This is a genomic window from Nocardiopsis protaetiae, assembly GCF_045446735.1.
Lineage (GTDB): Bacteria > Actinomycetota > Actinomycetes > Streptosporangiales > Streptosporangiaceae > Nocardiopsis > Nocardiopsis protaetiae.
The window spans coordinates 1-12914 of the sequence record NZ_JBJJBV010000122.1 but is presented as its reverse complement, the minus strand read 5'-3'; the positions used below and the strand labels follow the sequence as shown (position 1 = coordinate 12914).

Here is a 12914-nt window from a genome sequence, read left to right as displayed (position 1 = left end):
CGGGTCAGCCGGTCAGGTCGGGGATCAGCCGCGGCCCGTGGCGGCGCACGTGCTCCAGGAACGTCGCCACCGCCGGGGGCGTGTAGCCGCCGCCGGACCCCCGGGCCGGGTGCACCACCCCGATCGGCCGCACCGCCCCCGGGTCGGCCAGCGCCAGCTCCACCGTGCCCGCCAGCGGGCCGCGCGGGCGCGCGGGCAGCACCGACACCCCCAGCCCGGCGCCGACCAGCCCGCGGGCGGTGGCGATGTCGTCGGCCTCGAAGGCGACCTTGGGCGTCAGTGCCGCCCGGTCGGTGATCAGGTCGGTCAGGTGGCGCACCCCCCGACCCGGCTTGAGCAGCACGAACTCCTCCCCGGCCACCTCGGCCAGGGCGATCTCGCGCCCGGCGCCGGCCAGCCCGTGGTGCTCGGGCACCACCAGCCGCAGCGCCTGGGTGTGCAGCACCGTGGAGGCCAGGCGCGGGTCGGCGGGCAGCGGCGAGGTCAGCGCCAGGTCGGCGCCGCCCTCGACGAGGCGGCGCAGCGAGTCGGCCCAGGGCTCCTGGACCAGGGTGAAGCGCACCTGCGGGTGGGCGCGGCGGAAGTCCCGCAGCAGGGCGGGTACCACCTCCACGCCCAGGGTGGGCAGGAACGTGAGGCCGACCCGGCCCCGGTCGGCGTCGGTGAGCTCGCCCACCCCGCGGGCCAGGTCGGCCAGGGCCCGCTCCACGTGCGGCAGCAGCAGGCGGCTGGTGCGGGTCAGCCGCACCCCGCGCCCGGTGCGCTCGACGAGGGTCAGCCCGGTCTCCTCCTGGAGGCGGGCGATCGCCCTGCTCAGGGTGGGCTGGGGCATGCCCAGGACCTCGGCGGCGCGGGTGACGTGCTCGGTGCGGGCCAGGGCGGCCAGCAGGTGCAGGCGGGGGGCCAGCAGCCGGGTGATGCGCTCGGCGTCCTCGGAATCCATGCATTCCAGTATGGGTCAGAGCGTGTTCATGCATTGGACGTATGGGTCGATGGGTTTCTAGCGTGAACGGCATGAGCACAGCGCACCCCGTCGACGACCGCCCCCGGGCCGGGACCCCCGCCTACCGGCGCACCGTGGTGGCGATGGTGGCCGTGGCGGTGGCGACCTTCGCCCAGCTGTGGTCGGTGCAGCCGGTGCTGCCGGAGATGTCCGCGGACCTGGGCGAGTCGGCGGCGCGGGTGTCGCTGACGGTGTCAGCGGCCACCGGCGCGCTGGCCGGGTTCGCGCTGGTGTGGAGCGGGCTGGGGGACCGGTTCGGGCGTACCCGGGTGATCGCGGTGTCCCTGCTGGTGGCCACCCTGGTCGGCTGCGTCGCGCCCTTCGCCGGGGACCTGTGGCTGCTCGTGGCCCTGCGTGCGGTGCAGGGGGCGGCGCTGGGCGGGGTGCCCGCGGCGGCGGTGGCCCACCTGTCCGAGGTGCTGCACCCGGCCGACGCAGCCCGGGCGATCGGCGTGTACATCGCCGGGAACCCGCTGGGCGGGATGGGCGGGCGCCTGGTCTCGGGGTGGGCGGCCGCCGCCGGGGGCTGGCAGTGGGGGGTGGCGGCCACCACCGCGGTGGGCGTCGCGGCCTGGCTGGTGTTCGTGTGCGCGCTGCCGCGCAGCGGCCGGGGGACGCCCCGGGCCGGGAGCGGCGGAACGGGCGGGCGCGCCCGGTGGCGGGCGGCGCTGGCCACGCCCGGCATGGCCGCGCTGTACGCGCAGGCGCTGCTGCTCATGGGCGCGTTCATGACCGTGTACAACCTGCTGGGGTTCCGGCTCACCGGCGAGCCGTTCGGGCTGTCGCAGGCGGTGGCGTCCTCGCTGTTCGTCGCCTACACCGCCGGGATGGCCGGGTCGGCCTGGTCGGGGCGGGCCGGGAATCGGTGGGGCCCCTACCGGGTGCTGGCGGTCTCGGCCGCGGTGATGGGCGCCGCGGCGGCGGTGCTGGCCGCGCCCTGGCTGCCGGTGGTCGCGGCGGGGCTGGTGGTGTTCACGTTCGTGTTCTTCTGCGCGCACGCCACCGCCTCGGCCTGGGCGGCCCGCCGGGCCGGGGCCGGGCGGGCCCAGGCCTCCTCGGTGTACACGCTCGCTTACTACGTGGGTGCGAGCCTGCTGGGCTGGGTCGGCGGGCTTTTCTATGACCGGTGGGGGTGGGCCGCGGCGCTGGCGTTCGCCGGGCTCCTGTGCGCGTCGGCGCTGGTCGCGGGGCTGGGGCTGCGTTCGGGGAGGGAGGCCTTGCCCGGGGCGGGGGTGTCCTTGACCGGAACCGGGAGCGGTGCGGGGGAGCGTGGAGGGGGAGGACCCCCCAAAGTGGTTTAATATTCAACCACCTGGTCTCGAAAGAGGTGCCGAATGGACGTACGCCCGGCGGGGATCCACCATGTGACCGCCATCGCCACCGATCCGGCCGCCAACGCCGACTTCTACCGCAACGTCCTGGGGATGCGCCTGGTCAAGCGCACCGTCAACTTCGACGACCCCACCACGTACCACCTCTACTACGGGGACCGGGCGGGCAACCCCGGCACCGTCATGACGTTCTTCCCCTGGCCCGGCGCCCCGCGCGGGCGCCTGGGTGCCGGGCAGGCCACCGTCACCACCTTCTCCGTCCCCGAGGGGTCGCTCGGCTGGTGGGCCGAGCACCTCAAGGCCCTGGACATCGACTACACCCGGCCCGCCGAGCGCGGCGCCGAGGACGTGCTGTCCCTGCGCGACCCCGACGGCCTGGTCATCGAACTCGCCGCCGCCACCGACCACCACGACACCGACCCCTGGGACGGGGCCGGCATCCCCGCCGACCACGCCGTGCGCGGCATCCGCGCGGTCACCCTCACCGAGAACCGGGTCGAGGACACCGCCGCGATGCTCATCGACCGGCTGGGCTTCCGGCTGGAGGACGAGACCGCCGACCGCACGCGCTTTCGCACCGCCGCCGCGGGCGAGGGGGTCGGCACCATCGTCGACGTGCTCGCGCGGCCCGCGGCCGAACGCGGGCAGGTGGCCGCCGGCACCGTCCACCACGTCGCCTACCGCGCCCCCGACGGCCCCGTCCAGGCCGCCTGGCGCGAGGACCTCCTCGCCCAGGGCGTGGGCGTGACCGAGGTCCGCGACCGCAACTACTTCACCTCCATCTACTTCCGCGAACCCGGCGGGGTGCTGCTGGAGATCGCCACCGACGGCCCCGGCTTCGACTACGACGAGCCCCTGCTCGAACTGGGCCGCTCCCTGCGGCTGCCGCCGTGGCTGGAGCCGGACCGCGAGGCCATCGCCGCGGCCCTGCCGCCCCTGGAGACCGGCCGGTGAGCGGGGTCGCCGACTTCGTCCACGTCGTCGAACCCGCCCGCCGGCCCCAGGCGCCCACCCTGCTGCTGCTCCACGGCACCGGCGCCGACGAGCACGACCTGCTCCCGCTGGGCCGGGTCCTGGCCCCGGGCGCGGCCCTGCTCTCCCCGCGCGGCCACGTCACCGAGAACGGCATGAACCGCTGGTTCCGGCGGCTGCGCGAGGGCGTCTTCGACGTCGAGGACGTCATCGCCCGCGCCGCCGAGCTCGCCGACTGGCTGCCCGGCGCCCTGGAGCACCACGGCCTGGGCGCCCCGGTGGTGGCCGCCGGGTTCTCCAACGGCGCCAACACCGCCGCCGCCCTGATGCTCCTGCACCCGGAGCTGCTGGACGGGGCGGTGCTGCTGGGCGGCGGGTACCCGCTCCAGGGACGCGACCCCGACAAGGTGGACCTGTCGGGCAGGGCCGCGTTCCTGGGCGCCGGGACGGCCGACCCGATCAGCACCCCCGACCAGGCCCGGCTGCTGGCCGACCACCTCGCCGCCCTGGGCGCGCGGGTGGAGTTGCTGGAGCACCCCGGCGGGCACCAGGTGCCCCCGAAGGTGGTGGAGGGCGCCCGCGCCTGGTTCGCCGAGCGGTACGGGCCCCACTAGACCGGCAGGCTCACAGACCACGGCGGCGCCCCCGGACCCGGGCGTCGCCGTCGGGCGGGGTGCGGTGCGTTCTCGGACGCCCGCACCCCGCTACACTTCGTTGCGAATCCCCCCTTATGCCTCATCCTGTTCTGCCCCGCCCTGTCCCGCACATCCCCGCTCGAAAAGAACCCATGATCATCCCTGTGCTGCGGGGGCGGTGACCCGTGGACCCCGAGATCCTCGGCCTGCTGCTCCTGGTCGGCGTCGCCGCCGGATGGGTCGACGCCGTCGTCGGCGGTGGCGGCCTGCTGCTCCTGCCCGCCCTGCTGGTCGCCGCGCCCACCACCCCGCTGGCCACCCTGCTGGGCACCAACAAGCTCGGCGCGATCTTCGGCACCGCCTCGGCCGCCGTCGCCTACGCCCGCAAGGTGCCCGTGGACCGCGCCGTCGTGGTGCCCACCGCGACCCTGGCCCTGCTGGGCGCGGGCGGCGGGGCGGCGCTGGCCGCCGCCCTGACCACCGACGTCCTCAAGCCCGTCATCATGGTCGTCCTGGCCGGGGTGGCGCTGCTGGTGTACCTGCGGCCCGCCATGGGCGCCGCCGCGGTCCCGGGCCTGCGCACCCGCAACCGGATGCTGGCCGCCATCGCCCTGGCCGGGCTGGGGGTGGGCTTCTACGACGGGCTCATCGGGCCGGGCACCGGGGTGTTCCTCATCATCTCGCTGACCGCCGTGCTGGGCATGGACTTCGTGTCCGCCTCCGCCGCCGCCAAGATCGTCAACGTCTGCACCAACCTCGGCGCGCTCGCCGTGTTCGCGATCGGCGGCCACGTCGACTGGCTGCTGGGCCTGGGGCTGGCGGTGTGCACCGTCATCGGCGCCCAGATCGGTGCCCGCATGGCCCTCAAGCGCGGCTCGGGGTTCGTCCGCGCGGTGCTGCTGGTGGTCATCGCCGGCCTGCTCGTCCGCATGGGCTGGGACATCTTCGCCTGACGCCGGGTTCTCCGGTGGCCGCCCCCGGCCACGGGGGAGCCGTGCGCGCCCGGTCATCGTCCGAGAAGTGAGAAAGAATCCCCCTTCTGAGACGAATGGTGCGCCCATGCCCCCTCGCACGACCAGCCGCACGAATCCCCGCCGCCCCCGCCGGTGGGGGGCCGGCATCCTCACCGCCGCCACCGCGGCGGTGGCCGCCCTCGCCCTGACCGCCTGCTCGGCCAACGCCGGACCCGACCGGGCGGGCCTGGAGTACGACGCGGGCGCCTTCTCCTCCACCACCTTCGACACCTGTATCCCGCCGGGCAACCGCGAGTACCACGGCCCGGGCGACGAGACCTACCTCTACCCCGCGGGGCAGCGCACCTTCGAGTTCTCCGGCTCCGACGCCGCCGAGATGGGCGCCTCCACGGTGGTGTCCAAGGACGACCTGGAGCTCACCGTCACCGGGCTGGTCACGTTCAGCCTCAACATCGACTGCAAGCAGCTCCAGGAGTTCCACGAGCGGCTGGGCCTGAAGTACACCGCCTACGAGGACGCCGGGTGGATCGACCTGCTGCGCGACTACATCGGCCAGCCCCTCAACCGGGCCCTGGACGACGCCACCAAGGAGTACGCCTGGCGCGACCTGTACACCAGCGCCGACGCCAAGGCCGAGTGGGAGCAGAAGGTCGGTGCCCTGACCGCTGCCTACATCGACGAGCAGGGCGGCGGCGAGTTCTTCTGCTCGCCCGTCTACACCGGTGCCGGCGACGAGTGCGGCACCCCGCAGCTGACCATCCAGCAGCCCACCCCGCCCGAGGAGGTCCGCACCGCGCTGACCCTGGCCCAGGAGGCGGTGGAGATGACCACCGCCCAGGAGCAGGAGAACGAGCGGGTCGAGAAGGAGCTGGAGGCCATCGAGGCGCTGGTGGAGGTCCTGGGTCCCGAGGGCTACATCCTCTACCAGGCCCTCAAGGACGGGAAGGTCGACTTCATCCCCATCCCCTACGGCAGCGGCGTCAACGTCAACCCGAGCCCGCGCGGCGGCAACTGACCCGGACCGAATCCGGGGACGGCCTTGGCCGTTCCCGGACCCGGTCGCGGGAACACCCGGTGGCGGTACCGTGCCGCACACCGGGAGGGCAACGTGGGCGCAGGCTTCCGCGGCCGCATCGAGGTCGACATCCGGGACTCGCAGGAGGACTGGTCGCCCTACGCCCAGCCCAGGGCGCCCGAGGGCGCCCCCAACGTCCTGATGATCGTGTGGGACGACGTGGGCTACGGCGCGATGGACGTTTACGGCGGCCCCGTCGAGACGCCGAACATGCGGCGCATCGCCGACCGGGGCGTGCGCTACTCCAACTTCCACACCACGGCCCTGTGCTCGCCGACCCGCTCCTCGCTGCTCAACGGCCGCAACGCCACCACCAATGGCATGGCCTGCATCACCGAGGCCTCCGCCGGGTTCCCCGGGTTCTCCGCCCGCATCCCCTTCGAGAACGGCATGATCTCGGAGGTCCTGGGTGAGCGCGGCTGGAACACCTACGCCATCGGCAAGTGGCACCTCACCCCCGGTGAGGAGTGCGACATGGCCGCGTGGAAGGCCCGCTGGCCGCTGGGCTGCGGCTTCGAGCGCTTCTACGGGTTCCTGGGCGGGGAGACCAACCAGTGGTACCCCGACCTGGTGTACGACAACCACCCCGTCGAGCAGCCCTACGGCCCCGAGGAGGGCTACCACCTGTCCAGGGACCTCACGGACCAGGCCATCCGGTTCGTCTCCGACTCCAGGGCGGTCGCCCCGGACAAACCCTGGTTCATGTACTACTGCCCCGGGGCCTCGCACGCCCCGCACCACGCGCCCAAGGAGTGGATCGACCACTACCGGGGTCGCTTCGACCAGGGGTACGAGGCGATCCGGGAGGAGATCCTCCGGAACCAGAAGCACCTGGGGCTGCTGCCGCGGGACACCGGGCTGTCGCCGATCAACCCGCACGGCGAGCCCGACCTGACCGGCCCCGCCGGGCAGCCCTGGCCGCCGCTGGACTCCGTGCGGCCCTGGGACTCGCTGGACGAGGACGCCAGGCGCCTGTTCACCCGGATGGCCGAGGTCTACGCCGGGTTCGTGTCCTACACCGACCACCAGATCGGCCGGTTCCTGGACCACCTGGAGGCGAGCGGACAGCTGGAGAACACCATCGTCGTGGTGGTCTCCGACAACGGCGCCAGCGGCGAGGGCGGGCCCGACGGCTCCTTCAACGAGAACAAGTTCTTCAACGACGTCCCCGACGACATCGCCGCCAACCTGGCCCGCATCGACGAGCTGGGCGGGCCCACCTCCTACAACCACTACACCAACGGCTGGGCGTGGGCGTTCGACACCCCCTTCCCGTACTGGAAGCGGTTCGCGGGCTACGAGGGCGGCACCGCCGACCTGTGCCTGGTGTCCTGGCCCGCCGGGATCGCCGCCCGCGGCGAGGTCCGCGACCAGTACCTGCACGCCGTGGACGTGGTGCCCACCCTGTACGAGCTGCTGGGCGTGGACCCGCCCGAGCGGGTGGCCGGGCGGGTGCAGACCCCCATCGAGGGGGAGAGCTTCGCCGCCACCCTCACCGACCCCGGTGCCCCGGGGCGCCGCACGCAGTTCTATTCGATGCTGGGCCAGCGGGCGATCTACGACGACGGGTGGCTGGCCTGCACCCTGCACCCGCCGCTGGCGGGGTGGGGGCACTTCGACCAGGATGAGTGGGAGCTGTACCGCCTGGACACCGACCGGGTGCAGCGGCACAATCTCGCCGCCGAGCACCCCGACGTCCTGGAACGGCTCAAAGGCCTGTGGTTCTACCACGCGGGCCTGGTCAACGGGCTGCCGCTGGACGACCGCACACCCGCCCAGATCCTGGCCTCGCCGCGGCCCCAGCCCTCGCCGCCGCGCTCGCGGTACGTGTACCTGCCGAACACCGCGGACGTCCCCGAGTCGGTGGCGGTCAGCGTGCGGGGCCGCTCCTACGCGATCACCGCCCACGCCGACACCGCCGAGGACGCCCGCGGGGTGCTCTTCGCCCACGGCGGCATCGGCGGCGGGCACAGCCTGTTCATCGACGGCGGCCGCCTGCACTACGTCTACAACCGGCTGGGCGAGGACTTCCAGAAGATCACCTCCGACCGTCCGGTCACCGCGGGCGGGCACCGGTTCACCGCCCGGTTCGCCAAGGACGGCGTCGACGAGGGCAAGCGCGCCGCCACCGGGGTGCTGACCCTGCTCATCGACGACGAGGTGGTCGGCGAGGGGCGCATCCTCACCCAGCTGGGCACCTTCTCCCTGGCGGGGGAGGGCCTGTGCGTGGGGTGGGACAGCGCCAGCCCGGTCACCACCGACTACCGCTCGCCCTTCCGGTTCACCGGGGGGACCATCGACCGGGTCGAGGTGGACGTGGACGGCGCCGCCGCGGCGGCGGACGCCGGTACCGAGATCGACACGGCGCTCAAGCGCGACTGAGCCGGTCGCGGACGGAGGAGGGCACGATGACGGAACCGACGACGGTCGAGGAGAAGCGCGGGCCGCTGGCCTCGCCGAAGCTGTGGGTGGCCCTGGTCCTGCTGGTGGGCGTGATCGTGTTCATCGTCCAGAACCGGGACGTCACCGAGATCAACCTGCTGCTCATCACCGTGACCGCCCCGCTGTGGACGACGCTGACGGCGGCCGTGGTGGTGGGCGGCGTGATCGGCTGGCTGCTGCGCCCCTCGGGGAGCACCCGCACCGGCCGGGTCGGCCGCAGGGGACACTGACGGCCGCGGGCCCCGGGGGAGACCACCCGGGGCCCGCGCCCTCGGCGGACCACGGCGCGGGCCCTACAGGGCGGGCTCGGCCCCGCCGGTCAGCGCCTCGGCCGCCTCCGCCACGATGCGGTGGGCGGCGTGCAGGTTGGAGGCGCCCCACACGTCGTAGTCAAACTTGAATACCTGCCCGCCGCGCACCGCGTTCAGATCGGACCACACCCCGTCGGAGAACGTGTCGGGGGCGTCGGGGAACCCGGACCCGGCCAGCACGAAGACCACGTCGCCGTCGCCCCGGTCCAGGTTCTCGTACGACAGCGGGATGAAGTCGGTGTCGCCCTCGGGCTCGACCTGACCCTCGGGGCGGGCCAGCCCCAGGTCGTCGATGATCTGCCCGGGGAAGGACGCCGCGGTCTCCAGGCGGACCTCGGTGCCGCTCTGCAACCGGACCAGGGACACCTCGGTGCCCGGGTCCACCCCCGCCTCCTCGATCGCGGCCCGGGCCTCCTCCACGGCGGCGTCGTAGTCGGCGTCGGCCTGCTCGGCGTCGGCCTCCCGGCCCAGGACGGCGGCCACGTCGTGCAGGTGGGTGCGCCAGGACCCGGTGCCCTCCCACTCCAGCAGGACGGTGGGCGCGATCGCCGACAGCTCCGTCTCGATGGCGTCCTGGGCGCCGACCTGGGTGGACACCCCGATGATGAGGTCGGGGTCGGCCAGGGCCAGCGCCTCGATGTTGATGTCGTCCTCGGCGGGGGAGTTGGTGACCAGGTTCATCAGGCCGCCCTCGATGTCCTGCGGCAGGAACGGGTCCAGGCCCTGGTCGGGGGCGCCGGGGGTGCCCATGGTGGCCACGGGGTGGTGGCCCAGCAGGGTCACGGCGGCCAGTGTCGGACGCCACAGGACGGCGATCCGCTGGGGGTCGGCGGGCACCTCGACGGTGCCGTTGGCGCCCTCCACGGTCCGGGTGTCGGCCCCCTCGGGGGTCGGGGCGGGCTCGGTGGCGGTGCATCCGGTCACCCCCAGGGCGAGGACCAGCGCCGATGCCGTTAGGGTGACCGTTGCGCCGGATCTGCGCGCCGAGGGCGACCGGCGGCCGGTGCGGGGGTTGCGGGAGAGGAACATGCGGGACCCTTCCGTGCGGAGATGACCTAGGTAAGGCTAACCTGTCCTGGTCGGTACGTGGTGGTGGGAACGGTCCCCGTCGGCCTGGACGCCCCCGGACGACGCCCGCGACCACCTACACAGACGAACGGGGAAGCCGTGGCCCTGCGCGTGCCCGCCCTTGCACCCCCCACCCTGACCCGGCGCATCGTCCGGCCCATAGGCCTGCTCGCCGCCCTGGGCGCGCTGGGGCTGTGCGTCCTGCTCAGCATCACCGTCGGCGCCAAGTCCATCCCCGCCGCCGACGTGTGGGCCGCGCTGACCGCCTACGACGGGACCTACGACCACAACGTCATCCGCACCCTGCGCGTACCGCGCACCATCATCGGCGTGTTCGTGGGCGCGGCGCTGGGGCTGGCCGGGGCGCTCATGCAGGCCCTCACCCGCAACCCCCTGGCCGAGCCGGGCATCCTGGGCATCAACTCCGGCGCGGCCGCCGCGGTCGTCGTCGCCGTGTTCATGTTCGGCGCCGCCGGGTCCGCGCTGATCTGGCCCGCCTTCCTGGGCGCCGCGCTGGCCGCCGTCGCCGTCTACATGCTGGGCTCGCGCGGACCGGCCAACGCCACCCCGGTACGGCTGGCACTGGCGGGCACCGCCGTGGCCGCGGTGCTCCAGGGCCTGATCTTCGGGGTGATCGTCCTCAACGACTTCGTGTTCGACCGCATCCGGTTCTGGCAGGTGGGCTCCCTGGTCGGCCGCGACCTGGACATCTTCTGGCAGGTCGCCCCGTTCCTCATCGGCGGCGTGGCGCTGACCCTGCTGCTGGGCCCCTCCCTCAACGCCGTCGCCCTGGGCGACGACCTGGCCGCCTCCCTGGGCGCGCGCATCCCCACGATCCGCACCCTGACCGCGATCGCCGTGGTCCTGCTGTGCGGGTCGGCGACCGCCTCGGCCGGACCCATCTGGTTCGTGGGCCTGATCATCCCGCACGTGGCCCGCCTGGTCACCGGCCCCGACCAGCGGTGGCTGCTGCCCTACTCGGCGGTGTTCGGCGCGATCCTGCTCACCGCCGCCGACACCCTGGGCCGGGTGATCGTCCCCGGCGCCGAGCTGGAGGTCGGCATCATCACCGCGTTCGTCGGCGCCCCCGTGTTCATCGCCCTGGTCCGCAGCAGAAAGATGGCCGCCCTGTGAGCATCCTGACCCCGCCGCGCCCCCGCACCCGGGGCCGGCTCACCCCGCGCGGCTCCTTCGCCCTGCGCATCGGCGACAGCGTCTCGCTCCTGGTGCGGCCGCGCACGATCCTCGTGGCGCTGGTCCTGGTCGTGGTGGCCGCGGCCGCCCTGGTCGTGTCGGTGTCGGTGGGCGACTACGAGATCCCCCTGGCCGCCGTGCCCGCCGCCATCGCCGGCGTGGGCGAGCGCCTGGACGTGTTCTTCGTCCAGGGGGTGCGCCTGCCCCGGGCGCTGACCGCCCTGGGGGTGGGCGCCGCCCTGGGCCTGGCCGGTGCGGTCTTCCAGAGCCTGTCCCGCAACGCCCTGGGCAGCCCCGACATCATCGGGTTCACCAGCGGCGCGGCCACCGGCGCCGTCGCGGTCATCCTGCTGGTGGGCGGCGGGCGGCTGATGGTGTCCATGGGCGCCATCACCGGCGGCCTGCTCACCGCCGCCATCGTGTACCTGCTGGCCATGAAGAACGGCGTCCAGGGGTACCGGCTGGTGCTGGTCGGCATCGGTATCTCGGCGATGCTGGGCGCGTTCCGCGACTACCTGCTGACCCGGGCCGAGCTCACCGACGCCATGAGCGCCCAGATCTGGATGATCGGCAGCCTCAACGCCCGCGGCTGGAGCGAGGTGATCGCGGTGTGGGTGTCCCTGGCGGTCCTGGCCCCGATCCTGCTGTCCCAGGGCAAGAAGCTGCGGTTCATGGAGCTGGGCGACGACACCGCCCGCGCCCTGGGCGTGAACACCCAGGCCACCCAGGTGGTCATGCTGGCCGCCGCCAGCGCCCTGACCGGTGCGGCGATCGCGGTGTCGGGCCCCATCGGGTTCGTGGCCCTGGCCGCCCCGCAGCTGGCCCGCCGCCTCACCCGCACCGGCGGGACCACCTTCGTCGGCGCGGCGCTCATGGGCGCCGCCCTGCTGGCCGTGGCCGACCTGGTGGCGCTGCGCGCCCTGGCCCCCACCCAGCTCCCGGTCGGTGTGGTCACCGCCGTCATCGGCGGCAGCTACCTGATCTGGCTCCTGTACACCGAGTGGCGGCGCGGCCGCGCCTGAGCCCGCTGAAGCCCGCCGAGCCCGCCCGATCCGCGTACCATCCCCACGAGGAAGACCATGACCGTTCACCACTTCGACCGTCTCAGCGGCCAGGAGCTGACGCTCGCCTACGAGCAGCGCGTCATCTCCCGGGACCTGGCCGTCACGATCCCCGACAACTCGTTCACCGTGATCGTGGGGCCCAACGCCTGCGGTAAGTCCACGCTGCTGCGCGCCCTGTCGCGGACCCTCAAGCCCGCCCAGGGGCGGGTGCTGCTGGACGGCCAGGTGATCTCGTCCTACGCCGCCAAGGAGGTGGCGCGGCGGCTGGGCCTGCTGCCGCAGACCTCCATCGCGCCCGACGGCATCGGCGTGGCCGACCTGGTGGCCCGCGGCCGCTTCCCCCACCAGGGGTTCCTGCGCCAGTGGTCCAAGGACGACGAGCGGGTGGTGTCGGAGGCGATGGAGGCCACCGGGGTGGCCGAGCTGGCCGACCGGTCGGTGGACGAGCTGTCGGGCGGCCAGCGCCAGCGGGTGTGGCTGGCGATGGTGCTGGCCCAGCAGACGCCGCTGCTGCTGCTGGACGAGCCCACCACCTACCTCGACATCGCCCACCAGATGGACATGCTGGACCTGTGCGCGCAGCTGCACGACCAGGGCGGGCACACCCTGGTGGCGGTCCTGCACGACCTCAACCACGCCTGCCGGTACGCCTCCCACCTGATCGTGATGAAGGACGGGGCGATCGTCGCCGAGGGCGAGCCCGCCGAGATCGTGACCGCCGAGCTGGTGGAGCATGTGTTCGGGCTGCCGGTGCGGATCATCCCCGACCCCGAGACGCACACCCCGCTGATCGTGCCGGTGGACCGGCGCCGCAATAACGGGCACCGGGCCCTGTAGAACGCGGT

The 12914-nt window shown here is 73.7% G+C and carries 12 protein-coding genes; 10 read left to right on the top strand and 2 right to left on the bottom strand.

The genetic code is table 11. The annotated features are described in order from the left end of the window. Positions 1 to 4: 4 nt before the first annotated feature. A complete protein-coding gene (locus ACJOT3_RS18960; RefSeq protein WP_406974183.1) occupies positions 5 to 943 on the bottom strand; it encodes a LysR family transcriptional regulator in 939 nt (312 codons plus the stop codon). 71 nt (positions 944 to 1014) lie between these two features. Here ACJOT3_RS18960 and ACJOT3_RS18955 point away from each other — a divergent pair, with 71 nt between their 5' ends. From ACJOT3_RS18955 to ACJOT3_RS18925, 7 genes are all read left to right on the top strand, one after another. Then, positions 1015 to 2304: an MFS transporter gene (locus ACJOT3_RS18955; RefSeq protein ID WP_406974182.1), complete on the top strand. Its 1290-nt coding sequence runs from the start codon at positions 1015 to 1017 to the stop codon at positions 2302 to 2304. 33 nt (positions 2305 to 2337) lie between these two features. Continuing rightward, entirely contained in the window at positions 2338 to 3288 is a 951-nt protein-coding gene (locus ACJOT3_RS18950) for a ring-cleaving dioxygenase (protein ID WP_406974181.1), read from the top strand. Next, positions 3285 to 3920: an alpha/beta hydrolase gene (locus ACJOT3_RS18945; protein WP_406974180.1), complete on the top strand. Its 636-nt coding sequence runs from the start codon at positions 3285 to 3287 to the stop codon at positions 3918 to 3920. Before ACJOT3_RS18950 ends, ACJOT3_RS18945 begins: the two co-directional genes overlap by 4 nt. A gap of 206 nt (positions 3921 to 4126) precedes the next feature. After that, positions 4127 to 4894, top strand: coding sequence for a sulfite exporter TauE/SafE family protein (locus tag ACJOT3_RS18940; protein WP_406974179.1), 768 nt, complete (start codon positions 4127 to 4129; stop codon positions 4892 to 4894). A gap of 106 nt (positions 4895 to 5000) precedes the next feature. Continuing rightward, positions 5001 to 5930 carry an SPFH domain-containing protein gene (locus tag ACJOT3_RS18935; RefSeq protein WP_406974178.1) on the top strand — a complete coding sequence of 310 codons (930 nt, stop codon included), beginning with the start codon at positions 5001 to 5003 and terminating at the stop codon, positions 5928 to 5930. Between the two features lie 93 nt (positions 5931 to 6023). After that, positions 6024 to 8372 (top strand): arylsulfatase, encoded by a 2349-nt coding sequence (locus tag ACJOT3_RS18930; RefSeq protein WP_406974177.1) that lies wholly within the window; start codon positions 6024 to 6026, stop codon positions 8370 to 8372. 26 nt (positions 8373 to 8398) lie between these two features. Continuing rightward, positions 8399 to 8662, top strand: a complete 264-nt coding sequence (locus tag ACJOT3_RS18925; RefSeq protein WP_406974176.1) for a LapA family protein — start codon at positions 8399 to 8401, stop codon at positions 8660 to 8662. A gap of 63 nt (positions 8663 to 8725) precedes the next feature. Here the strand turns inward: ACJOT3_RS18925 and ACJOT3_RS18920 are convergent, their stop codons facing one another. Continuing rightward, positions 8726 to 9772 carry an iron-siderophore ABC transporter substrate-binding protein gene (locus ACJOT3_RS18920; RefSeq protein ID WP_406974175.1) on the bottom strand — a complete coding sequence of 349 codons (1047 nt, stop codon included), beginning with the start codon at positions 9770 to 9772 and terminating at the stop codon, positions 8726 to 8728. A 138-nt stretch (positions 9773 to 9910) separates the two neighbouring features. Here ACJOT3_RS18920 and ACJOT3_RS18915 point away from each other — a divergent pair, with 138 nt between their 5' ends. Genes ACJOT3_RS18915 through ACJOT3_RS18905 form a run of 3 tightly spaced genes read left to right on the top strand, consistent with a single transcriptional unit; the run spans position 9911 to position 12906 of the window. Then, positions 9911 to 10945, top strand: a complete 1035-nt coding sequence (locus tag ACJOT3_RS18915) for a FecCD family ABC transporter permease (RefSeq protein ID WP_406974174.1) — start codon at positions 9911 to 9913, stop codon at positions 10943 to 10945. A 2-nt stretch (positions 10946 to 10947) separates the two neighbouring features. After that, the gene (locus tag ACJOT3_RS18910) at positions 10948 to 12027 is read left to right on the top strand and encodes a FecCD family ABC transporter permease (RefSeq protein ID WP_406974203.1); all 1080 of its coding nucleotides are present in this window, start codon (positions 10948 to 10950) and stop codon (positions 12025 to 12027) included. A 57-nt stretch (positions 12028 to 12084) separates the two neighbouring features. Next, positions 12085 to 12906: an ABC transporter ATP-binding protein gene (locus ACJOT3_RS18905; RefSeq protein WP_406974173.1), complete on the top strand. Its 822-nt coding sequence runs from the start codon at positions 12085 to 12087 to the stop codon at positions 12904 to 12906. Positions 12907 to 12914: the final 8 nt, after the last annotated feature.

Coding starts and splice junctions, on each gene's coding strand:
- ACJOT3_RS18960 (WP_406974183.1), bottom strand. CDS start 943: ATGGATTCCGAGGACGCCGAGCGCATCACCCGGCTGCTGGCCCCCCGC.
- ACJOT3_RS18955 (WP_406974182.1), top strand. CDS start 1,015: ATGAGCACAGCGCACCCCGTCGACGACCGCCCCCGGGCCGGGACCCCC.
- ACJOT3_RS18950 (WP_406974181.1), top strand. CDS start 2,338: ATGGACGTACGCCCGGCGGGGATCCACCATGTGACCGCCATCGCCACC.
- ACJOT3_RS18935 (WP_406974178.1), top strand. CDS start 5,001: ATGCCCCCTCGCACGACCAGCCGCACGAATCCCCGCCGCCCCCGCCGG.
- ACJOT3_RS18925 (WP_406974176.1), top strand. CDS start 8,399: ATGACGGAACCGACGACGGTCGAGGAGAAGCGCGGGCCGCTGGCCTCG.
- ACJOT3_RS18920 (WP_406974175.1), bottom strand. CDS start 9,772: ATGTTCCTCTCCCGCAACCCCCGCACCGGCCGCCGGTCGCCCTCGGCG.
- ACJOT3_RS18905 (WP_406974173.1), top strand. CDS start 12,085: ATGACCGTTCACCACTTCGACCGTCTCAGCGGCCAGGAGCTGACGCTC.